Source organism: Antarctobacter heliothermus, from assembly GCF_900188425.1.
Lineage (GTDB): Bacteria > Pseudomonadota > Alphaproteobacteria > Rhodobacterales > Rhodobacteraceae > Antarctobacter > Antarctobacter heliothermus.
This window is the reverse complement of record NZ_FZON01000018.1, coordinates 26318-49763: the sequence shown is the minus strand read 5'-3', so window position 1 is coordinate 49763 and position 23446 is coordinate 26318. Positions and strand designations below refer to the sequence as shown.

The 23446-nt window shown below is 61.5% G+C and carries 19 protein-coding genes; 4 read left to right on the top strand and 15 right to left on the bottom strand.

The window, feature by feature from the left end; translation table 11 throughout:
• Nucleotides 1-41: 41 nt before the first annotated feature.
• The 4 genes from CHB90_RS11255 to CHB90_RS11240 form a co-directional block, all read right to left on the bottom strand.
• Nucleotides 42-473, bottom strand: coding sequence for a c-type cytochrome (locus tag CHB90_RS11255; RefSeq protein WP_089277969.1), 432 nt, complete (start codon nt 471-473; stop codon nt 42-44).
• Nucleotides 474-528: 55 nt separating this feature from the next.
• Nucleotides 529-834, bottom strand: a complete 306-nt coding sequence (locus CHB90_RS26160) for a hypothetical protein (RefSeq protein ID WP_141135854.1) — start codon at nt 832-834, stop codon at nt 529-531.
• 152 nt (nt 835-986) lie between these two features.
• Nucleotides 987-2342: an ammonium transporter gene (locus CHB90_RS11245; RefSeq protein WP_089277967.1), complete on the bottom strand. Its 1356-nt coding sequence runs from the start codon at nt 2340-2342 to the stop codon at nt 987-989.
• Nucleotides 2343-2370: 28 nt separating this feature from the next.
• Nucleotides 2371-2709 (bottom strand): P-II family nitrogen regulator, encoded by a 339-nt coding sequence (locus CHB90_RS11240; protein ID WP_089277966.1) that lies wholly within the window; start codon nt 2707-2709, stop codon nt 2371-2373.
• Nucleotides 2710-2964: 255 nt separating this feature from the next.
• On the opposite strand from CHB90_RS11240, the gene CHB90_RS11235 reads away from it, so the two are divergent.
• Nucleotides 2965-5121, top strand: a complete 2157-nt coding sequence (locus CHB90_RS11235; protein WP_089277965.1) for a transglycosylase domain-containing protein — start codon at nt 2965-2967, stop codon at nt 5119-5121.
• A 92-nt stretch (nt 5122-5213) separates the two neighbouring features.
• On the opposite strand, the gene CHB90_RS11230 is transcribed toward CHB90_RS11235, so the two are convergent.
• Nucleotides 5214-5801 (bottom strand): MlaC/ttg2D family ABC transporter substrate-binding protein, encoded by a 588-nt coding sequence (locus tag CHB90_RS11230; RefSeq protein ID WP_089277964.1) that lies wholly within the window; start codon nt 5799-5801, stop codon nt 5214-5216.
• Nucleotides 5802-5816: 15 nt separating this feature from the next.
• Entirely contained in the window at nt 5817-6563 is a 747-nt protein-coding gene (locus tag CHB90_RS11225; protein WP_089277963.1) for an MlaA family lipoprotein, read from the bottom strand.
• A 195-nt stretch (nt 6564-6758) separates the two neighbouring features.
• Between CHB90_RS11225 and CHB90_RS11220 the strand changes: the two genes are divergently transcribed.
• Complete coding sequence (locus CHB90_RS11220) at nt 6759-8489, top strand: type I secretion system permease/ATPase (protein ID WP_089277962.1); 1731 nt, start codon at nt 6759-6761, stop codon at nt 8487-8489.
• Entirely contained in the window at nt 8486-9790 is a 1305-nt protein-coding gene (locus tag CHB90_RS11215) for an HlyD family type I secretion periplasmic adaptor subunit (protein ID WP_089277961.1), read from the top strand. The genes CHB90_RS11220 and CHB90_RS11215 overlap by 4 nt, the downstream gene beginning before the upstream one ends.
• Nucleotides 9791-10214: 424 nt before the next feature.
• Here the strand turns inward: CHB90_RS11215 and CHB90_RS11210 are convergent, their stop codons facing one another.
• From CHB90_RS11210 to leuS, 9 genes are all read right to left on the bottom strand, one after another.
• Nucleotides 10215-11342, bottom strand: coding sequence for an ABC transporter permease (locus CHB90_RS11210; protein WP_089277960.1), 1128 nt, complete (start codon nt 11340-11342; stop codon nt 10215-10217).
• A gap of 4 nt (nt 11343-11346) precedes the next feature.
• Nucleotides 11347-13554 (bottom strand): ATP-binding cassette domain-containing protein, encoded by a 2208-nt coding sequence (locus CHB90_RS11205; RefSeq protein WP_089277959.1) that lies wholly within the window; start codon nt 13552-13554, stop codon nt 11347-11349.
• Nucleotides 13554-14570, bottom strand: coding sequence for an HlyD family secretion protein (locus CHB90_RS11200; protein ID WP_089278012.1), 1017 nt, complete (start codon nt 14568-14570; stop codon nt 13554-13556). Before CHB90_RS11200 ends, CHB90_RS11205 begins: the two co-directional genes overlap by 1 nt.
• A 43-nt stretch (nt 14571-14613) precedes the next feature.
• Nucleotides 14614-16344 carry a PHA/PHB synthase family protein gene (locus CHB90_RS11195; protein WP_089277958.1) on the bottom strand — a complete coding sequence of 577 codons (1731 nt, stop codon included), beginning with the start codon at nt 16342-16344 and terminating at the stop codon, nt 14614-14616.
• Between the two features lie 132 nt (nt 16345-16476).
• A complete protein-coding gene (locus CHB90_RS11190) occupies nt 16477-16884 on the bottom strand; it encodes a MarR family transcriptional regulator (RefSeq protein WP_089277957.1) in 408 nt (135 codons plus the stop codon).
• A gap of 290 nt (nt 16885-17174) precedes the next feature.
• Entirely contained in the window at nt 17175-17762 is a 588-nt protein-coding gene (locus tag CHB90_RS11185; RefSeq protein ID WP_089277956.1) for a glutathione S-transferase family protein, read from the bottom strand.
• A gap of 18 nt (nt 17763-17780) precedes the next feature.
• Nucleotides 17781-18806 carry a DNA polymerase III subunit delta gene (gene holA / locus CHB90_RS11180; protein ID WP_089277955.1) on the bottom strand — a complete coding sequence of 342 codons (1026 nt, stop codon included), beginning with the start codon at nt 18804-18806 and terminating at the stop codon, nt 17781-17783.
• On the bottom strand, nt 18803-19264 hold the full coding sequence (gene lptE / locus CHB90_RS11175; protein ID WP_245823226.1) for an LPS assembly lipoprotein LptE: 462 nt from the start codon (nt 19262-19264) through the stop codon (nt 18803-18805). The genes holA and lptE overlap by 4 nt, the downstream gene beginning before the upstream one ends.
• Before the next feature lie 13 nt (nt 19265-19277).
• A complete protein-coding gene (gene leuS, locus CHB90_RS11170) occupies nt 19278-21833 on the bottom strand; it encodes a leucine--tRNA ligase (RefSeq protein ID WP_089277953.1) in 2556 nt (851 codons plus the stop codon).
• A 289-nt stretch (nt 21834-22122) separates the two neighbouring features.
• Here leuS and CHB90_RS11165 point away from each other — a divergent pair, with 289 nt between their 5' ends.
• A complete protein-coding gene (locus CHB90_RS11165) occupies nt 22123-23382 on the top strand; it encodes a glycosyltransferase (protein WP_089277952.1) in 1260 nt (419 codons plus the stop codon).
• Nucleotides 23383-23446: the final 64 nt, after the last annotated feature.

The following is a 23446-nucleotide window of genomic DNA, read 5'->3' as shown; positions in this document are numbered from 1 at the left end:
CTCCTCACCTTTCACATGCCTCTGCTTCTCGGGCTCTGCGGTCAGTTGATGCCGTTGGCGCGTTGCATCTCACGCACATAGGCGACGATAGCGCTGACATCGGCGCGGGTCAGGCCCTGTTGCGCGGGCATGTTACCAAACGGCCAATGGTGGGCGCGCACGCCGCGCTGTACCGCCAGTTGGAACGATTCGTCGCCGTGGTGAGACGGCTCATAGATCTTGTGCACCAGCGGCGGCCCCATACCTTTGCGCCCGTCAGCGTTTTCGCCGTGGCAGTCTGCGCAAACGGCGTCATAGCCATTCTTGCCGATCTGCGCATTGGCGGACAGTGTTTCCGGCAACTTGACCTGTGCCAGAGGTGCCCCCGCCGCGGCGGGTGTCTGGGCGTCGACGCTGCCCGGTGAGGTGAACTGATAGGCGGCGGCGGCGGCCCCAAGGGCAAGCGCACCGGCCAGAATGTATCCGGTTTTCATACAGGTCTCCAAGTGTGTCTGACAGATTGGCCCCCTTCGGATGCCACGTTCCTTGTCAGCCGCGCGGAGGCGGAGGATCGGACACCAGAGTTGGCTCTGCAACCAGTAGCCGCCCCGGCAGGGCAGGCACGGCACGATGCTCTACCGACACCGGCAGCCCCAAGGAGTCGGGTAAAATGGACCCGATCACAGGGCATGCGCCACAGATCGAGTCGTGGTCTTGCTTGGCAGGATCGGATGCACCGCAGTCCATGCAGATTTCCATGCAGGGATCGGACAGGCTGCCATGGTTGGCCATGACCGGCACCGCCGCCCAAATCAGGAAGGCCGCCGAAAAGAGCAATGCGATCAAACTCGGCATCTGTCACGACCCTCCACAGATACGCAATCTTAGCGCAGCCAACGGCGGATGACAGGCCCCTTGGCAATGATCAGCATATCAAAACCGCTGCACGAAAAAACCCGGGCGCGAACGCCCGGGCCAGTGGTCAAAGACTGAGTGGAAGGAGAAGCTCAGCCCTTGGAAAACTCCGGATAGGCCTCCATGCCCAGTTCGGCCATGTCGAGACCGGTGATCTCTTCCTCTTCCGACACACGGATGCCCATGATCGCCTTGAGGATGAACCAGATCACGCCCGACACCACGAAGACAAACACGCCGACGATGAGGATCGAGATGATCTGACCGCCAAAGGTCGCGTCCGGGTTGGTGAGAAGGACCGCCAGCGTGCCCCAGATACCCGCAAAGAGGTGTACCGGGATCGCACCGACCACGTCGTCGATCTTGAGCTTGTCCAGGAAGGGGACTGCAAAGACCACGATCACGCCGCCCACGGCACCGATCAGGGTGGCCTCGCCCAGCGTCGGGGTCAGCGGTTCGGCGGTGATGGACACCAGACCCGCCAGCGCGCCGTTCAGCACCATGGTCAGATCGACCTTCTTGTAGATCACCTGTGTCAGGATCAGCGCGGCGATGGCACCACCGGCAGCGGCCGTGTTGGTGTTGGCAAAGATGCGCGACACGTCAGCGACGTCACCCACAGTGCCCATGGCAAGCTGCGAGCCGCCGTTGAAGCCGAACCAGCCCAGCCACAGGATGAACGTGCCCAGCGTGGCAAGCGGCAGGTTGGAGCCCATGAACGGAACGGTCCGGCCATCTTTGGCGTATTTGCCGATGCGCGGACCAAGGATCAGCGCGCCTGCCAAAGCAGCCCAGCCACCGACCGAGTGCACAACAGTCGAACCGGCGAAATCAAGGAAGCCATACTGGCTGTCAAGGAAACCGCCGCCCCACTTCCACGACGCCTGGATCGGATAGATCAGGCCGGTCAGGATCACGGTGAAGATCAGGAAGGGCCACAGCTTGATGCGCTCGGCCAAGGTGCCGGACACGATCGACGCGGTGGTGGCGCAGAACATCAGCTGGAAGAAGAAGTCAGAGCCGGTCGAGGCATAGCCGTAATCGTCCGCCGCATCGCGGCCAACGCCAACAGTCTCAAGAACGGCAACGCCGAAGGCACCAAGGTAGCCGCCGGTTTCATCCGTCCCGATCGACCAGTTGCCCAGTGGGTACATCACGTTGTAGCCGATCAGGTAGTACATGATCGCCGCAATCGCGAAGAGCGCGATGTTCTTGGTCAGCTGCATGGTCACGTTCTTGGACCGCACCAGACCGGCTTCGAGCATGGCAAAGCCCGCCGCCATCCAGAACACCAGAAAGCCACCGATCAGAAACAGCAGCGAGTTGAAGATAAAAATCGAATCCGTCGAGGCGTCGATGCCCGGCACGGGTGTCGCGTCCTGTGCGAACCCGATGCTTGGCAGGGCCAGCAGCAGGGCCGCCGGCGCAAGCGTCTTGAGAAGTTTCATGTCCGTTTCCCTCATGATGAGCGGCGCGTCACAGCGCGTCTGCGTCGGTTTCGCCGGTGCGCACACGCACGGCCTGAAGCACGTCGAGCACAAAAATCTTGCCGTCGCCGATCTTGCCGGTCTGTGCGGTGGTCTTGATGGCCTCGATCACCTGATCGGCCATCGACGCCGAGACGACGATCTCCAGTTTGATTTTCGGCACAAAATTTACGGCGTACTCCGCGCCGCGGTAGATTTCGGTATGGCCGGACTGAGAGCCGAAGCCCTTGATTTCCGTTACCATCATGCCGCGCACGCCGATGCCGGTCAGTGCTTCGCGCACTTCCTCCAGCTTGAACGGCTTGATCGTTGCAATGATCAGTTTCACCTTGGTCCCCTTCGGTCTGGCAGGGCAGCGCCTGCATTTGCACCTGCAGCAGAACGATGAGAGAGGGCAAATTTGAAGGGATCAGCCCGGAATTCGGGCGGCTTGATGAGTGATTGTGTCTATTTTTTATGCACGCACAGGTTTGTGCACAACTTTTGATCTCAAAATAAACCCGGCTCCGCTACGGGGATGGTCAACATTCCCTCTCAGGTTCGGTAGAGTCGCCTTCAAAGAAAAACGTGACGGGCAGAGTTGATGAGTTCCTCGAAAGGTAAATCCAAGCGGCTGGTGGCTGACTCGCGCTATCCGCGTGGTGGCGCGAAATCCGCTGCCAAACCAACCCGGACCCGCAAACCTGCGGCCCGGCGTAAAACGACACCACGGCGCAAGCGCGGCGGAATCCTTGGCTTCTTTGGCGGGTTGTTGCGCTGGATTTTTCGGCTGGTCTGGCGCGTGACGCTGTCGGCCACAGTGGTTGTGGCGCTGATCCTTGGCGCGGCAGTGCTGTATGTCTACAACACCCTGCCAGAGTTGAACACGCTGCTGGACGGACGGGCGCGCGGGTCTGTCACGCTGCTGGATCGCAATGGAGATGTCTTTGCTTTGCGCGGCGATCAGTTCGGTGGCGTTGTAACCGCCGAAACTGTCTCCGAGCATCTCAAGAACGCGGTTGTGGCGACAGAGGACCGTCGGTTCTACTGGCATTTCGGGGTCAGCCCGCGCGGTGTGGCCAGCGCGGTCCGGATCAACCTGCGCGAAGGGCGCGGTCCGCTGTCGGGCCACGGCGGGTCCACCATCACGCAACAGACCGCGAAACTGGTCTGCCTCGGCGTTGAATATGACCCCGACGTCTGGAAGTCCGAGGCCGACTATGTGTCCGACTGCCGGGCAAGCTCGCTGACACGCAAAGCGCGCGAGGCGATCTACGCGCTGGCGATGGAGGTCAAATACTCCAAGGATGAGATCCTCTCTATCTACCTCAACCGGGCGTATATGGGCGGCGGTGCCTACGGTGCCGAGGCCGCCTCGCAACGGTATTTCGCCAAACCGGCGGCGGCGCTGAATCCGGCTGAGGCGGCGATGCTGGCCGGATTGCTGACCGCGCCGTCCAGCCTTGCCCCTACCGCAAACCTGAGTCGCAGTCAGGACCGCGCTGCGACCGTGCTGCGCCTGATGTACGATCAGGGATATCTTACGGAAGCAGAGATGCGCCAGTATCAGGCCGACCCGGCGGTGCTGTCGAGCGGTGCGCAGCAATTGGGCGGCGGCTATTTCGCTGACTGGGTCATGCAGTCCGGGCCGGATTTCTTTACCCGCGACACAACCGAGGATGTGGTGATCGAAACCACGCTGGACCAACGCATCCAGCAGGTGACAGCGACGGCTGTGGAAAAGATTTTTGCCGAAAAGGTAAAGTCCGGGTCCAAGGCGCAGGTGGCCGTGGTGGTCATGTCCGCCGATGGCGCCGTGCGCGGCATGGTCGGCGGGCGCGACACGGACGCAACCGGCTTGTTCAACCGCGCATCGCAGGCAGTGCGCCAGACGGGGTCAGCCTTCAAACCCTTCGTCTACGCCACCGCGCTGGAACTGGGGTATTCGCCGCTGGATACGGTCGAGGACGCACCCTATTGCCTGAACATTCCCGGGTCGGGCGAGTGGTGCCCGGAAAACTACTCACGCCGCCACTATGGCGTGGTGACCCTGACCGAGGCGTTGAAAAAGTCGCTGAACGTACCTGCTGTCAAGGTGTCAGAAACCGTGGGCCGCGATCTGGTGATCCGGGTGGCGCGCGATTTTGGCATTTACCGCGAATTGACGGACTCGCCGGCCTTGGCGCTTGGCGCGTCCGAGGCGACGCTGCTGGAGATGACCGGCGCCTATGCGGGTATCCTGAACGGCGGGTCTTCGGTGACGCCTTACGGGCTGCGTGTCTTGCGCCTGAAGGGACAGAGCGAGCCGCTGATGGGCTCTGGTGGCGGCATCGGAGAACGCGTGGTTCGCGAAGAGGCGGCGCGGCAACTTGTCTGGATGATGCACAAGGTGGTGACCGAAGGGACCGGAGGGCGCGCCGCCCTGCCCGACCGTCAGGTTGCGGGCAAGACCGGCACCAGCCAAGAGGCGCGCGACGCCTGGTTTGTGGGCTTTACCGCCGAGTATGTCACCGGCGTCTGGATGGGCTACGACGACAACACGCCGCTGACCGGCGTGACCGGCAGCGGCCTGCCTGCGGAAATCTGGCACGAGGTGATGCTAGGCGTTGAAGAAGGTCTGCCGGTGCAGCCCTTGCCGATGTCAGAGCCGGTACCGCCCAAGGTGCCAGAGCCACAGCCACAGCCCGAACCACAAGACCGCAGGCGTCAAAATCAGTCCATTCTGGAACAGGTTCTGCGTGATATTCTGGGCGGAAACTGAGGCGCATTCATACCGCTGAAGACGAATGTGCCGGGAACCTGTCAGGTTCCCGGCACATTTCATTGCTGGAGATACCGCCGTTTCGGCCTGTATCAGCCTGCGGTGCGCAGATCTGCGATCAGTCTGTCCAGATCGCCGCGACGGGCGTCCAGCATGGAGCCGATCTCGCTCCGCTCGGTCAGCAGCATGTCCACACCTTCGATGAACAGGTTGTAGAACCGATTGGCATCCGAGACATGAAAGGAAATCTGGAACGGATCGGTACCGCGCAGGAAGGCAGTACAGCGCACCTCATAGCCGCGCCGAATAGAACCAACCGATTTCACCTCAAGCCGGCCACCGATGAATTCACGGAAACGCTTGCCGTACTTGCGAGAGATGTAGCCGGTGAACGCCTCGGTAAAGGCCTTTTTCTGTGCGCCCGATGCGCGGCGCCCGTCGACGCCCAGCGCATTGGCCGCGATCAACGGTGTATCGCCGTATTTCTTGAAGATGCGCTCAAACTCCCGGTACATCGACGATTCGGACTTGCCCGAAGAGATCACCGTATTGATCTCATCCACCATCTTGCTGATCAGGCTGGACGCCTGTCCGCTTGTCAGGGCGAATGCGGGAAGTGCAGGCAACGCGGCTGCGGCGGTGCCGACCGCGAGGAAGTGGCGGCGTGAAAAAAGCGTCATGACAAGGCTCCTTACCTAGAATCCTTCAGTGTCCACGGCCAACGGATCGAAATCCGCCCCCGGAGCGTCTTCGCCCAGTTCGTATCTGCGGTTTTGCAGATACATCAACCGGAACTGCAAATAGCTGTCGGCGCTGCCGTGCAGGATCGAATCGACGGTGCCGCCGAATTTGCTGCGTTCCCCGACCGTGTCCAACCCTTTGGCCACCGTGCCGATGTAGCGTTCTGGCGTTGGAACCACATATTTCAGCGGGTCAGTGAACAGGTCTACAACGTCTCCGGCCGTATCCCGTTCCGTTGATGGGCCAAGAACCGGCACTTCGAGGTACGCGCCCTCTGGCACGCCCCAAACAGCCAGCGTCTCTCCAAAATCGGATTCGTCAGGGTCCAGCCCCCATTCCTTCGCCACATCGAACATTCCGCCAACGCCAATGGTGGCATTAAGGGTAAACCGCAGAGAACTGCTGGTAGCGCGCACCAGTCGCCCTTGAAGCAGTTGGTTCACAACCGTCTGCGGCAAAGAGACCGTGTCGGCAAAGCTCGAAACACGTTCCTGCACAAATGGCGGAACAGTTCCGGCATAACCCGGGCCATCGCCGCTGAACAATTTCTTGTCCAGATTCCTATTGAAATCATGGACTTTGCGGTTTTTTTCCTCATAGGGATCGTGAATCCCATCGGGTGCTCCGCCGGGTCCCGGCACGGAACAGCCCGCCACAGCCAACGCGACTGCCGTCAGAACGACCGGCCTTAAATCCACCATGACGCACAGTCCTTTTCAAACCACTTGGGAAAGCTGCGCAGCTTCCCTAAAAGGGTAGATAATTTCATCTCCGAATGATCCCAACGCAGGATGCCGGAATCCCTGCCCATGTGGCACAATGGCGACATGAGGCACGACAGGATACCACTGTCACAGATTCCGGCCCGTGACACAACGAGGGGCTGACACAGGCGTATGAGCACCACACAAAAAGACACCGGGCGCGACGAACTTCTCGCCGCCCGAAGACAGAGTCGGCCCTACTACTGGTTCGTCGGCATTTTCAGCCTCTTCGTGAACATTCTGATGCTCACGGGACCGATGTACATGTTGCAGGTCTACGACCGCGTGCTGGGATCGCGGTCCGAGGCGACGCTGATCGCGCTCTCGGTGCTCGTGATCTTCCTCTATTCGATGATGGGTCTGCTGGATTACGTCCGGGGCCGAATCATGGGCCGCGTGGCGGCGCGGTTCCAGTCGGCATTGGACTTGCGGGTTTTCGACGCGGTGCTGCGGCGGGCGGCGGTTCAGAACGATGAACTGGCCCAGACCGGGTTGCGCGACCTCGAATCGGTGCAGCGTCTGATGTCTTCGCCGGTGTTGATGGCCCTGTTCGACATCCCGTGGACGCCCCTGTTCATCATCGGGATCATGATCTTTCATCCCTGGATGGGCTATCTGGCAATTGCCGGTGGACTTGTGCTGATCGCCGTGACGCTGGTCAACCAACTGGTCAGCAAGACGCCAACGCTGAAATCCAACATGGCTGTCATGCAGGCCGAACGCACGGCCGACCAGATCCGACAGGAGGCGGAGATGGTGCAGGCGCTGGGAATGCGTGGCGATGCGTTCAAGCGTTGGATGAAGGCGCGCTCGCAGGCGTTGTCGGGCCAAATCGCCTCGGCCGACCTGACCGGCACCTTTTCCACCATGACCAAGACGCTGCGGATGCTGTTGCAATCCGCGATGCTGGGCCTTGGTGCTTACCTCGTGCTTCAGGGTGAACTGACGCCCGGCGCGATGATCGCAGGGTCGATTCTGATGGGCCGCGCCCTGGCCCCGATCGAACTGCTGATCGGCCAATGGGCGCTGGTGCAGCGCGCGCGCAAGGGTTGGGACAACCTGTCCCAACTGCTGAGCGAAGTGCCAGAAGCCAACCAGCCCACCCAACTGCCGAAACCGGCGGCGAAACTCGAGGTGCAGCAACTGACCGTGGTCGCGCCGGGCGAACAGCAGGCGGCGCTGCGGCTGGTGTCGTTCAATGTCGGGCCCGGGCAGGCCTGCGGCGTGATCGGGCCGTCGGGTGCGGGCAAGTCGACATTGGCGCGCGCATTGACCGGCGTCTGGCGGCCTGCGGGCGGCAAGATCCGGCTGGATGGCGCCTCGCTTGATCAATACGGAGCTGAGACGCTGGGCCAGCACATCGGCTATCTGCCACAGCGGGTGACCCTGTTTGACGGCACCATCGCCGAGAACATTGCGCGCCTGTCGCCCAATCCCGACCCCGAACAGGTGGTCGCGGCTGCGATGAAGGCCGACGCGCATGCGATGATCCTGAAACTGCCACAAGGCTATGACACACGGGTCTCCGCCTCTGGCGGGCGGCTGTCGGGTGGCCAGATGCAACGCATCGGGCTGGCGCGTGCGATGTATGGCGACCCGGTCCTGTTGGTGCTGGATGAACCGAACTCGAACCTCGACAATGAGGGGTCCGAGGCGGTGAACAAGGCGATCAAGAGCTTTAAGGACGCGGGCAAAGCGGTGCTGATCATGGCGCACCGGCCCGCCGCGATCCGGGAATGCGACCTGCTGTTGATGCTGGAGAACGGCGGGCGCGCGGCCTTTGGTCCAAAGGACGAGGTGTTGCAGAACATGGTCAAGAACCACCAGCAATTGCAAAAAGCCGGACCGGGAGGTGTGCGATGACCACTGAGACACAGTTTTCCCTGCGTGGACCGATGATCGCGGGCATCCTCGGTCTGGCGATCCTTGTGGGCGGCTTTGGCACTTGGGCGGCGACCACCAATATCTCGGGCGCGATCGTAGCCTCCGGGTCAATCGAGGTGGATCAAAACCGCCAGATTGTCCAGCACCCTGACGGCGGCGTTGTGGCAGAGATCCTGGTGGATGAGGGCGACACGGTCAAATTGGGCCAGCCGCTGATCCGGCTGGACCCGACGTTGCTGTTGTCTGAACTGACCATCATCGAGGGCCAGTTGTTCGAAATCATGTCCCGCCGCGCCCGCCTTCAGGCGGAACGCGACGGACATGACGAGATTGTCTTTGCCGAGGAAGTCCTGCAACGCGCCTTGGCCGACGCAGAAGTGGCCGAACTGGTCGAAGGCCAGCGCAACCTGTTTTTCGCCCGCCGCGATTCGATCGAAAGCGAGATCGGGCAGCTGCGCAAACGATCCGACCAGATCACCGATCAGGTCATTGGCATCGACGCCCAACAGACGGCGCTGACTCGCCAGTCCGATCTGATCAAACAGGAATTGGTCGGCAAGGAGGAATTGCAAAGACAGGGCCTTGTCCGTGCCCCGGAAATTCTGGCCCTGCAACGCGAAGAGGCCCGATTGGCCGGTTCGGTCGGTGAGTTGAAAGCGCAAAAGGCACAGGCAGAGGGTAAGATCACCGAGATCGACATCCAAATCCTTGGCCTGGAGACCCGCCGCCGCGAAGAGGCCATCACCACGCTGCGCGACCTGCAGTTTCAGGAACGTGAACTCGCCGAACAACGCCGCGCCATTAAGGAACGGCTGAGCCGGATGGTCATCACCGCGCCGGTCAGCGGCATCATCTACGGACTGACGATCTTCACCCCCCGTTCCGTCATCCGGCCCGCCGATCCGGTGTTGTACATCGTACCGCAGGACCGTCCGCTGGTGATCGCGGCCCAGGTCGAACCCATCCACATCGACAAGCTGTTTGTCGACCAGGAGGTCAGCCTGCGGTTTTCCTCATTGGATCAACGTCAGACGCCCGAACTGTTCGGGTCTGTGGTGCAGATCTCTGCCGATGCCTTTGAGGATCAGAACTCTCGCGTGCGCTATTACCGCGCCGAGATCGTGCTGAACGAGGGTGAGATAGACCGCCTGCCAGAGGGTGCGGCGCTGATCCCCGGCATGCCGGTCGAGACGTTTATCCGCACAGATGACCGCACCCCGCTGGGCTATCTGGTGAAACCGTTCATGGACTATTTCGCCAAGGCCTTCCGCGAGAGTTGAGTCGGCACATAGGGGGCGGTGCCCTCATTGTTGCCTCTCTGCCTGACATGCTGACTTCGGTGGGTCTGCTCCCGGGCGATCTTGATCCGCTGGGCGGTCCCGCATTTGGCTGCCCAGCGTTTGCTGCCAACGTCGATTGCCACCCGCATCACGTCTGTCGCAATCGTGGCGTGATCAGGTTTTCACTTGGCGTGGCTGGACAGCGGCAGGGAGGTTCGGGCGCTGATCAAGATCAAGCCTTTTGGCGGCTTCGTTCCTGGCACCGTGACCGATGAAGGCTGGCTCAAACCCTAGCTTGAATTTGCCGTGTCGATCTCGGGGATAGAAGTAGAGCTTTGCCCGATCGCCGAATAAATGGCCGCATGGGATTGGATGCGCGCCCGCCGGCACAGTCGCTGAACGCAAATGGTCGTCGCATGACGCCCTACCCGCCTGAAACCGAGCGGCGGAACAGGATCAGGCTAACGCCAAGAAACAGCGCGCCCAGAAGAAAGGTCCACAGGAACGACGACCAGACAATGGCGAAATCCGCGCCGCGATAGGTGATGGCCTGAGCAAATTCCATGTAGTGCCGGGAAGGCAGAAGAAAGGTGATCGGTTGCAGCCAGATCGGCTGGCTCTCGATCGGGGTCATGCCACCCGAAAGGATCATGATCGGCATGATGACCAGCATGATCAGCAGCGCCAATTGCGCCATGGTGCGCGCAACAATCCCCAGAAGGATGCCGATAGACGCGGCCGCAAAGAGGTAGATCAGGGTACCGGCCATCAACAGCGTCTCGGACCCGGCAAAGGGAATGTCCAGCGCCCCCTGCACAACGACAAATAGCGAAAACACAAAAGCCACGAAGATCACCAACGCATTGGCGGATATCTTGGCCAGCGCGATCTCGACGGCGCTGATCGGCATCACCATCAGATGTTCGATGGTGCCATGTTCCCGCTCACGGATCAGCGCAGCGCCCGTCAGCACGATGGTCAGCATCGATAGCTGGTTCAGCAGGCCAGAGATGGCCGACAGCCACACGTTGTTGCCCGCCGGATTGTAGGCGCGACGCACAACCAGATCGAGCAGCGGGCTCGCCGCCAGATCGGTGCGCGCGGCGAACCGCTGAACCTCTGCTGTCAGGATTGCGGTCAGATAGCCGGTGCCGACGCTGGCCTGCATCGTCTTGGTCGCGTCGATATTGACCTGAAGCGTTGGCGTCCGACCCGCGCGGACGTCTGCCTCGAACCCCGCCGGAACGACAACGACAAAGGTCGTCTCGCCCCAATCGAGCATACGCTCCACCTCGTCCGGGCGCGCCTCGTTCGGGGGCAGAAACATGGGCGGAAACAGCGCCGTTTGCAGCGCCCGTGACAGACTGGACCGATCCTCGTCCACAAAGGTGACGGCGGTGTTGTTGATCGTCCCGCTCCCGCCCGCGCCAGAGCTTTCGATATACATGCCCGGCCCGAAGGAATAGACGACCAGCAATAGCAGGACCAGATCCCGCCAGAGCACGCGCAATTCCTTGCCCATCAACCAGAAGACATTGCCGATTCGCCGCATCGCCTCAGACCTCCTGTTTCTTGAGCAGAAGGACCGCGATTCCGACAAAAACCGGCATGAAGGCCGAAATCGACAGGATGTTCGGCCACAACTCGGCAAAGGTCAGCCCCTTGTTGAAGGCCCCCACGCTCATTTGCATGAAATAGTTTGTCGGCCACATGGCGGCCATGACCCGTGCTGCGCCTTCCAGCGTCTCGACCGGCTGCGTCAGGCCGGAAAACTGCACCGTTGGCATCATGGCGATGATCGTGGTGGCAAAAACGGCGGCGACCTGGCTTTTGGTAAAGACCGCGATGATCAGGCCAAAGCCGGTGGAGGCAAACACATAAGCAATCGCCCCCAGTGCCAGCGCCGTGGCACTGCCCTGCAATGGCACGCCGAACAGGAACACCGCCATAGCCGTCAGGATCAACCAGTTGGCCAGACCGATCCCGACATAGGGCAGTTGCTTGCCCAACAGGAACTCCAGTTTGCCTGTCGGTGTGACATAGAAGTTTGTGATCGTCCCGATTTCGCGCTCGCGGCTGATGGAGACAGCCATGAGGATCGCCGGAAACAGCATCAGCAGGATGGCAGGCACCGAGGGCGCCATGGGCGGTAGCGACGCAAATGTCGGATTGTAGCGATAGCGCGGTTCGATATTGACCAGCGCCGCGCCCGCCGCCTGCCCTTCGCGCGTCATGCGGTCCGTCAGGAACGCCCCGTGCGCGCCCTGCACATAGCCCTCGATGGTCGCCGCACGGGAGGTATCGGACCCGTCGATCCAGGCCGCAACGCTGACCGGCTGCCCTGAGGTGACAGCGCGGCCAAAACCTGCCGGGATTTCGATGGCAAGCGCCACCTCACCCGCGCGCATCCGCTCGCGCAATTGCGCCAGAAGATCCCAGAAATCGTCCCGCGCCACCGGGTCCACACCCGATGTCGGCTCATCCAGGATCAACATGTCGGGCGAATGGATAACCGCACAGGCCAGCGACAGCCGCTGCTTCAGGCCCAGCGGCAAGTCGCCCGCAAAGGCTTCTGCATGGGGACCAAGGTCAAAATCCTTCAGCAATGTTGCGATGCGCGGGCCGATCGTATCGCTTGGCATATGGAACAGACGCGCGTGCAGAGCCAGGTTTTGCCGCACCGTCAACTCACCCCAGAGCGAAAAGTTCTGCGACATGAAACCGACACGCTTGCGGGTCTCGATGTTGTTGGCATCCGCCTCCTTGCCGAACAGCCACGCCTCTCCTTCCGAGGCCGGTAAAAGGCCGGTCAGCATCTTCATCGTCGTGGTCTTGCCGCAACCGTTGGAGCCGAGAAAGCCAAAGATCTCGCCGAGCTCGATCTCGAAACTGACATCGTTGACGGCGGTAAAGTCGCCAAAGCGCCGGGTCAGCCCTTTGGCCACGATGGCCGGGCCGCCGGGTTGGGAGTCGCGCGGCGGAATGACCAGAGGGCCACCGATCCGCTGCTTGTCAGGGGGCAAGAGCGAGACAAACGCCGCTTCCAGATTGTCCTTGCCGGTCTGCGTTCGCAATTCCGCAGGCGTGCCAGTGGCCAGCACGCGGCCCGCATCCATCGCGGCCAGCCAGTCAAACCGCTCTGCCTCTTCCATATAGGCGGTGGAGACCAGCACGCTCATCCCCGGACGTTCGGCGCGGATCTCGTCGATCAGATCCCAGAACTGCCCGCGCGACAGCGGATCGACGCCGGTGGTCGGCTCATCGAGGATCAGGAAATCGGGGTTGTGGATCAGCGCGCAGCACAAGCCCAGTTTCTGCTTCATGCCGCCCGACAATTTGCCCGCCGGTCGGTTCAGGAACGGGTCAAGGCCGGTGGCGCGCGTCAGACGGTCGATGCGGCGACGGCGCTCTGGCCCGTCATGGCCAAACAGCCGTCCGAAAAAATCGAGGTTCTCGAAAACGCTGAGTTCCTGATAGAGGTTTTTGCCAAGGCCCTGAGGCATGTAGGCGATACGGTGAAACACGCTCTCGCGATGTGCCTTGTCGGCCATCGAGCCGCCAAGAACTGTGACAGTCCCCACCTGCATTTTGCGCGCGCCCGCCAGAAGCCCGAGAAGGGTGGATTTGCCCACGCCATCGGGCCCGATCAAACCCAGCATTCTGCCCGGCTGCAATTCAAGGTTGTTGCCGTCCAGCGCCTTGGTGTCCCCGTAACGGTGACGCAGGTCCGTGACCTGCGCGACGGCATCGGCGCTGGGTGGCATCACTCGGTCCCGCTTGCATCAGGCGCGGCGGTCGGGATCGGTTGGCCGACATAGTCCGCCGGCCACGGCAGGCCCTCTGCCCCCGCCAGCCGCACATAGGCCATGCCGCGCAGACCTGTGCGCACCAGTTCGATATTCTGCAGGACCAGCTCTTCGGGGACAAGCACCTTGACGCGGAACATCAGGTCGGCGCGTTCCTCGGCCGTCTCAACCGTGCGCGGGGTGAATTGCGCCTCGGGCGAGACAAAGCTGACAAAGGCGGGGATCGCGTAGGGAATGCTGTCCAGGCGCACCCGCGCCTCGGCGCCGATGCCCGTCAGCATGGCCTGATCGGCGGGCAGGAACATCTCCATATAGACGTTGCTCAGGTCCAGCATCGTCACCACGCGCCCTCCGCCGCCCAGAACCTCACCGGGCTGTGCCAGCCGGTACAGGACGCGGCCCATGACCGGCGCTGTCAGCGTGGCATCGGCAATCTGCGCCTCGTACAGTTGCACCAGCGCCGCTGCCGCCTCGACGCCGCGTTCGGCGGTGTGCAGTTGCGCTGTTGTTGCGTTCAGAGCGGCCCGTGATGTCGCCTGCCGCGCTTCTTGTTGGTCGGCCACCGCCCGCGACGTGACACCGCGTTCCGCCAGCTGCACAGCACGGGCGTATTCCTCTTCCGCAAGGGCCAGCTCTGCCTCGCGTTGTGCGATCAGTGCCTTCACCTCTTCGATGCGGCTTTCGGCGCTGGCCACATCGGCCTGCGCGCGGGCCAACTGTGCCTCCAGCTCACGGGTGTCCATGACGGCCAGAACCTGCCCTGCCTCGATCAGGTCGCCCTCTTTTGCCAGGATACGGTCAATGCGGCCCGGCGTTCGCGTGGCGATATCGATCTGCTCAGCCTCGATCCGGCCGTTTCCGCTGGCAAAACCGTCAGGCAAACCGCCTGTGTTCTGATCCCAGACATACCAGCCGATGGCCGCACCCGCAGCAAGGGTGCCGACCACGGCGACAAGCAGGCGCACATATTTCATTTTTTTCCAATCTGCGGCAATCACGGCGCGTCGCATCGCGCCATCAATCCTGGAAAACGTAGGTTCCCGGAGCTGGGCAAACGGAGGCGAGATTCATCACCGGCCTCTTGATCTTCGCCAAGGATCTCGCGTCAAGCCACTCGGCCCAGGCCGTCCACCAAGACCCATCTCGCTGCTCAGCCAGTTTCAGCCACTCCTCGGGTCCGACATGGCCAGCATGTTCAGCCGTCGTGTGAATGCGGAAATGTCGGCGCGGATGTCCGGGCTCCGAGACGATTCCACCGTTATGCCCGCCGCTGGCCAATGCAAAGGTCACCTCTGCATCACTCATCGACTGGATTTTATAGGCGGATTTCCAAGGGGCCACATGATCCCGTTCGGTGCCAACCGCAAAGACGGGCACCCGGATGTCGGACAGGGCAACCGGCTTGCCGCCAACATCCAGCCGCTCTTCGGCAAGGTCATTGTTCAGATAGAGCCGCCGAAGATACTCTGAATGCATCCGGTAGGGCATCCGTGTCGTATCAGCGTTCCACGCCATCAGGTCGTTCGGTTCTGACCGTTGCCCCATCATGTAGTCGCGCAGCACCCGGCTCCAGATCAGGTCATTGGACTTCAGCAGCTGGAATGTGCCAGCCATCTGTTCAGCCTTCAGCACCCCCTCTTTCCACATCATGTCCTCCAGCAGTGCCAACTGACTGTCGTTGATGAACAGGCTCAGTTCACCGGCTTCGGTAAAGTCGGCCTGCGCGGCCAAAAGGCTGACCGTTGCCAGCCTGTCGTCGCCGTCGCGCCCCATCGCCGCCGCAGCAATGCTCAGGAGCGTGCCACCAAGGCAATAGCCGACCGCGTGAACGCGCGTGTCGGGACGATCCTCCTCAATAGCGTCAAGCGCCGCCATGATACCGCTCGACAGGTAGTCGTCCATTCCCAGATCGCGATCCTCTGCATCCGGGTTGCGCCATGAGATGCAATAGACCGTGTGGCCCTGTCCCACCAGAAACCGGACCATCGAATTGTGGGGGGACAGATCGAGGATATAGAATTTCATGATCCATGCCGGGATCAGCAGGATCGGTTCCGGGTGCACCGTGTCAGTGGTCGGCGCGTAGCGGATCAATTCGATCAGATGATTGCGGAACACCACGTCTCCCGGAGTCGCCGCCACGGTTTCGCCAACCACAAAGGCCGAAAGATCCGGCGCGGGTTCGCCCGAACTCAGATGTTCCAGGTCTTCCAGAAAATGCCGCCCGCCCCGCACAAGGTTCCGGCCTGCCTCGCGCAGGGTTTGCCGCTGCACCTCGGGGTTTGTCGCCATGTAATTCGAGGGTGACGCCAAGTCGAGCATCTGGCGGACAGCAAAGGCATTCACCTTTTCATGGTCCACGCTTTGGCCGCGCAGACCGGCAACCGCTTCGGCCCACCACTCTTCTTGCGCCTTGTGTGCAGCCGCCCAGAAACTGAAGGGCCAGGTGCGCCACGCGTCGTCGTCGAACCGCACGTCTTGGCCTGCCTTTTCGGCGTATCCTCCGGCTGCAGGGCCGGACAAGACTGCTGCGCTCTTGGTTACGGCACTTGCCAAAAGGTCTGCGCGCCGTCCGGGGGAGGACGACAGATGCGCCGCCCAATCCCACCAGGCCTGACTGAGCGCGATGGGGGAAAGACCGGCGGTATAGCGCGCAACGGCGGCATGAAGGCTGCGATCAAATGCGTCAGATTTGGAAGGAGAGTCCGAACCGGACCGAAATTGCCCCGTGGGTGCAGGCTTTGTCATAGTGGAATCTCCTGTCGTGACCGACTCAAACGCAGGCGATCTATATCGTTTGTTTAGTTACGGCTGAACAGAAGAATACGGGTATTCGCTTTGATGCGGCGTCATGGCTCACCACATCGGGTCTGACGGCACTTAGGACTTGCGCAGGGTTTTGGCTGTTGCGTCCAACCCATCGCCCATTGCGCGGTAGTAGGCCGCATAGCCTGCGACGCGGTCGCGCGGTCCCTGCTCCGACGCGGGAATACCATGCAGCGATTCCTCGATATCCGCTGCGGCTCGCCTTGCCCGCGTGACTGCGGCTTCGACCATGTTTGCAAACGCGTCGTCGACCATCTGAAAATAATCCTGCCGGTCCCCGGCTATGGCAACGCGCTTGATTAATTGCTGGCTCTCCAGCATTCGCACGCTGGAACTGACGCTGCCACGGCTGACCTGCAAGGCCTCCGCAAGCTGTCCGAACGACACACGTTCGCCATCGTAAAGCAACATCGCCAGAACCCGGCCAGCGATGCGTGGCAACCCTTCGGATTGGGCGATCACACCGATTTTCTCAATGAAATCCGTCCGCGCCGTTTGCGCGGGGCGTCCTGTTTCCTCCTTGGTCAGCTCTTGTCTCCTTCAATACCGGATGATGACAAATTATTCGGCCTCATGGCATACGCCCATATTGTTCTGTCGGGATTGAACATTGCGTCAACAAGTTTTGCATGAAGAAGAATACCCTTTCAACCAAGGGTATCACCAAATTTCGCCGTGACGGGCGAACTGCCGGTCGCGCGTGAGGACATCGGCCTGATGAGGACGTTTGTCCTCGTAAACAGCGCGCTGGCCTACAACGCCGCCGCACGCTGAAAGGCGGGACGCGCGCGCAAGGCAGACAGGTAGGTGCCAAAACGTTCCGGGCCTTTGGGGAATTTCGCCGACTGCGCCCAGCCGCCACAATGGCACAGGATGATGTCCGCCACGCAAGGCGCGCTGCCCATCAGGTAAGGCCCCTCCATCTCATCCATGATCCGCGCGACATTGCGGGCATATTCAGCCCGGCACGGATCCTTGATCTCTGGCACCCGCTCATCTTCTGGCAGGACAAATGTATGCTTGGACGCGGTCCAGAGCAGGCTTTCGACCTCATCCAGGATGCGAAAGGTCCAGGCGTCCTGCTGCGCACGCGCCAAGGTTCCGGCGGCTGCGGTGAACGCGCCGTGCTTGTCCGCGAGATAGGTCAGAATGGCCGAGGAATCGCGCAGGACAGCATCGCCCTCGACCAGCACCGGGATCTTGCCCAGCGGGCTGATCTTGCGCACCTCTTCGGACTGCGGTCCGGCGGCGACATGGGTGTAGGGCACGCCCAGCTCTTCCAGCAGCCACAACACGCGAAACGCGCGGCTGCGGACCGCGCCGTAGACGGTATAGGTCATTCTCAATCCTCCCAGAAATCAGCGGCGCGCCAAAAAGGCCAACCGCACAAAGGCGCGCTCCACCAGCGCCATCTGCGGCGCCTTCTGTCCGGCAGAGCGCAGTGTCAGATCCGTATCCATCAACAACGTCAGCGCGCCTTCCAGCCGCGAGGCCGACCAGTTCTGCGCCTGCCGCAACATCCGGTCACGGCGCGGGCCAAAGATGGGCGGACGCAGCTTGCCAATGCCCTGTGCGGGACCACCGGGGGCCGACGCAATCGCAAACAGCGTCCGGAAATGCCGCGTGCCCATGATCAGCAGCGTCACCGGGGCAACCCCCTGCGCGGTCAACCGCCGCATGACGGGGGCAATGTCGCCGGTGCGCCCCTCTGCCAGAACGTGAAAGATCTCATCCATCTGCGCCTCGACCGAGGCGGGGGCATTCAGCGTGACCTCATCCGGGGTCAGCGGCGCGGTGTCCTGAAATTTGTACAGTGCGATCTTTTCCAGCGTCTGGCGAAAGTCGCCCGGCGTCAGCTCACGGGACAGATGCTCCAGCGCGCCCATCGCGTCCCGGTCGACCCCGGCCAGCCCGGCGCGGGCCAGTTCCGCTTCTATTTCGGCCCGGCCCATCGGGTCATTATACAGCGCGGCGGCATAGGCGTTTTTCGCCCCTTCAAACAACTTGCGCAGTGAGGACCGCGCGGCCAGCGACCCGGCGGTGACAATGATCTGCGCATCCCCTTTGTGCCACTCAGACAGAGCGGATTTGACCGCCTCGGACACCCCATCTGCGGCCTCTTCGACCAGCACCGCACGCGGACCAGGGAAAAAGCCGGTGGCCTTGACCGCATCCATCAGTTGCGCCGGATCGCGGCGTAGATCACCGCCGTTCATCCGGGTCAGACGCATTTCGGCCTCTCCTTCCGGGCCGGTGATGGCGGAAATCACCTCTTGCCGTTTCATCGCCACGCGCATCACGTCTTCGCCGTAGATCAACAATCCTGCGATGGCAGGATCGGGTTTACGGAAAAACCCGTTCGCGTCACGCGGCGACAGCTTCATGTGTTTGCGATGTCGGACAGCAGAAGATCGTCAATGACCTGATCCGCCAGCAGGGTCATCAGCCGCTCCATGGCGTCGGTCTCAGCGGCGCGGGTCGCCACCGTAGAGCCGGTGGTGGAATAGCCGGTAAACGCGTTTGTCCGGCCTTCAAACCGCGTTTCCCCGGTGGCGGTATCGACAAGGCTGAAAAACGCGCGCCCGATCAGGCGATACCGCGTGGTATTGCCTGCCGAGGTCGAGCCGATGTCCTGATCATCCGTCTGGATGCGAAGACTGAGACTGTAGGGCGCTCCCGCCGGTGCGCGTCCCATCCGCTCTTCAAAACGACGGTTGAAATGATAGGTGTCCTCATTGCTTGGCTGTGGCAGTAGAATTGCGTTTTGCAGTGCAGTACCACCGCCCTGCGGTCCGTAAACCGGGGTGAACCCGCAGGCGACAAGCGCCAGCGGGCTGAGCAACAAGGTTCTTCGGTTACACCACGACATTCACGATCCGCCCCGGCACTACGATCAGCTTTTTCGGTTGTGCCCCATCAAGGGCACGCACCACAGCTTCGTGCGCCAGCGCCAGCTTTTCAACCTCTTCCTTGGGCATGTCCCTTGGCACCTCCATCTCACCGCGACGTTTGCCATTGACCTGGATCGGCAGGGTCACGGTATCCTCGACCAACATGGCCTCATCGGCCTCGGGCCATGTGGCGTTGGCGATCAGCCCCGCGCCGCCCAGCAACTGCCAGATCTCTTCGGACAGATGCGGCGTCATCGGCGCCATCAGCTGGGCCAGCGTCTTCGCGGCAAAGGTCTTGGCCTCCTTGCCCGCGCGCGATTTCGACAGCGCATTGGTAAAGGCATACAACCGCGCGATGGCAGCGTTAAAGCCAAAGGATTCGACCCCCATGGTCACGTCATGGATACACTTGTGCGTTTCCTTCAGAAGCGCGTCGTCCTCTCTGGTCTCGGGCGCGTCCGACGCTGCAATGTCCGCCGCGATCCGGTAAACGCGCGACAGGTGGCGGTGCGCGGCCTCTGCCCCGCTTGCGGTCCATTCCACGTCCCGCTCAGGGGGAGAGTCGGACAGCACAAACCAACGCGCGGTGTCAGCGCCATAGGTGGCAATAATGGCCTGCGGATCGACGACGTTGTTCTTGGACTTCGACATTTTGGCCGAGGGGATGATCTCCACATCTGTCCCGTCCTTCAGCCGCGCGCTCCCACCTTCTACCGTCACATCCTCGGGGTAGTGATAAACCCGGCGGCCATTGGCATCCTTGGTCTGATAGATCGCATGAGTCACCATGCCTTGGGTAAAGAGCGCGTTGAACGGCTCTTTCGCGGTTTGCGGCAAATGCCCGGTGGCAATCATCGCGCGGGCGAAGAAACGCGAATAGAGCAGGTGCAGGATCGCGTGTTCAATACCGCCAATGTACTGATCAACGTTCATCCAGTAGGCGGCGTCTTCAAGGTCGGTGGGCGTTTGGGCATGCGGTGCGGTGAAGCGAGCGTAGTACCACGAACTGTCCACAAAGGTGTCCATCGTGTCGGTTTCCCGTTTGGCGGGCGCTCCGCATTTCGGGCAGGCACAGTCGCGCCATGTGGGATGCCGGTCCAAAGGGTTGCCGGGAATGTCGAAAGTGACATCGTCGGGCAGCGCAATCGGCAGGTTTTCCTTTTTCTCGGGCACCACGCCGCAAGTCTCGCAATGCACCACCGGGATCGGACAACCCCAGTAGCGTTGGCGCGAAAGGCCCCAGTCGCGCAGTCGGAACTTCTCGACGCCGGTGCCAAGCCCCTTGGCCTGCATCCAGTCTATGGTCGCGTCAACGGCCTCCTGGCCGGTGGCCTCGTCGAGACCGGCAAAATGGCTGATCCATTTGACCTTCTCTGTCTTGGGCGGAACAAAGGCCGCAGCCTCGACCGGCGCCGGCTCATCGAGCGCAACAAAGGTATCGATCACCGGCAGGTCGTACTTGCGGCAGAAATCAAGGTCGCGCTGGTCATGCGCCGGGCAGGCAAAAATCGCGCCGGTGCCGTAGTCCATGAGGATGAAATTGGCCACCCAGACCGGAATTTCCCACGATGGATCCAGCGGGTGCCGGACGGTCAGCCCGGTGTCAAAACCCAGCTTTTCAGCCTTCTCCAATGCCTCTTCCGTGGTGCCGCCTTTGCGCATTTCAGCCAATGCCGAAGCCAACTCCGCGTTGTCTTTTTCCAACATCTTGACCAGCGGATGATCCGGCGACAGCCCCAGAAATGAGGCCCCCATCAAGGTGTCGGGTCGGGTCGTGTAAACGTCAATCTTGTCAAAGCCATGTACCGGCGCACTCAGGTCCCACGCGAACTCCAGACCGCGCGACCGACCGATCCAGTTGGCCTGCATCAACTTGACTTTTGCCGGCCAATCCTCAAGTTCGTCAATCGCGTCCAAAAGCTCTCCGGCCATGTCGGAAATCTTGAAGAACCACTGCGTCAGCTCTCGCCGTTCCACGACGGCATCCGACCGCCAGCCCTTGCCGTCGATCACCTGCTCGTTGGCCAGCACGGTCATGTCGACCGGATCCCAGTTCACCACCGCGTTCTTGCGATAGACAAACCCCTGCTCCAGAAAGTCGAGGAACAGCGCCTGTTGCTGGCCGTAATACTCCGGGTCGCAGGTGGCGAACATCCGCGACCAGTCCAGGCCAAAGCCCAGCGGCTTCATCTGCGCGACCATGTCGTCAATGTTGGAATAGGTCCAGGTCTTGGGGTGGATGCCCCTGTCCATCGCGGCATTCTCGGCGGCCAAGCCAAAGGCGTCAAACCCCATCGGATGCAACACGTTGTGCCCGGTCGACAGCTTGTACCGCGCGATCACATCGCCCATGGTGTAGTTGCGCACATGGCCAATATGAATGCGCCCGGACGGATACGGAAACATCTCCAGCACATAGTACTTCGGCTTGTCGCCGGTCCGGCGGGCCTTGAATGTCTCGGCCTCAGTCCAGGCAGCTTGCCATTTGGGCTCGATGGTAGCGGGATCGTAACGCGACATGGGTCATCTCCGGCGGGCAATTCTTCGGGCGGGTGATAGGGCGCGCGGAACGGATCGTCCAGAGGCTCAACGGATTCGAAGGAGTCGCGAGGCAATCCATCCGCGCATCGCACCCGGCTTCTTCTGGCCAAAAATATCCCGGGGGAGGCGACCGAAGGGAGACGGGGGCAGCGCCCCCCCCTTCTTGCGACTGCGACATGCGCGCAAGCGATTCCCTTTTGTCCCGCGCCGTTTATACTGCCGTGCGAGGCACACCAAAAAAGGGCGGGACAGCCCAAGGGACGCGCAGATGAACATTCTCCTGATTCACCAGAATTTCCCTGGGCAGTACAAACATCTGGCCCCCGCACTGGCCGCGCGGGGCCATCAGGTTGTCGCACTCACCTGCAAGGTCAAGGAACCGCAGACCTGGCAAGGCGTGCGGATCGTGCCCTATGAGGTCAAGGGCGCTTCGACCAAGGGCGTCCACCCCTGGCTGGCGGATTTCGAAACCAAGATCCTGCGCGCCACCTCTTGTTTTCGCGGCGCCGTCGCGCTGAAAGAACAGGGGTTTGAGCCGGATGTGATCTGCGCCCACCACGGCTGGGGCGAGAGCATGTTCCTCAAGGATGTCTGGCCGACCGCCCGCCTGGGCCTGTACTGTGAACTGTATCACCTGACCACCGACACCTTTATCAACTTTGATCCCGAATTCCCGACCAGGAATCCCGCCGGGGATAAGCTGAGGATCAGGATGAAGAACCTCAACAACCGGATGCACGAAGAGGTCATGGACGCCGGCATCTCACCGACGCGGTTTCAGGCGTCGACCTTTCCCGACCGTTGGCAGGACAGGCTGACCGTGGCGCATGACGGGATCGACACCGACCTGGTGCGCCCCGATCCAAACGCGCGCTTGCAAATCGACGACAGGCTGACCCTGACCCGTGACGATGAGGTCATCACCTTTATCAACCGCAATCTGGAACCTTACCGGGGGTATCATGTCTTCATGCGCGCCCTCCCCGATCTGCTGCGGCGACGTCCCAAGGCCCATGTGGTCTTGTTAGGGGGAGACAGCACATCGTACGGGTCGAAACCGCCCAAGGGCCAAACGTGGAAGCAGATCTTCATCGACGAGGTGCGCGGCCAGATTCCCACGCCGCACTGGAATCGTGTGCATTTTCTGGGCCGGGTCCCCTACGACAGGTTTCTGGCCATGATGCAGGTCAGCCGGGTGCACGTCTATCTGACTTACCCGTTTGTGCTGTCATGGTCGCTGCTGGAGGCCATGAGCACCGAGGCCGCGATTGTCGCCAGTGATACAGCGCCGGTGCGTGAGGTCATGACAGAGGATGAGACCGGCTGGATGGTCGATTTCTTCGACCGGACTGCGCTGATCGACCGGATCTGCGCCTTGCTGGATGATCCCGAAACCCGGGCGCGGTTGGGCACCAATGCGCGCGCAATGGTGCGCGACAGGTATGACCTGCAAAGCATCTGCCTGCCGCAGCATTTGACCTGGGTCGAACAGTTGGGCGCGTCGCCCGCCCGGCCACCGCGCGACTGAGCCTGCCTGCCGGCCACAAAAAAACCGCTCCCGGTGTCGGAAGCGGTTATTGCATATGGCCTCG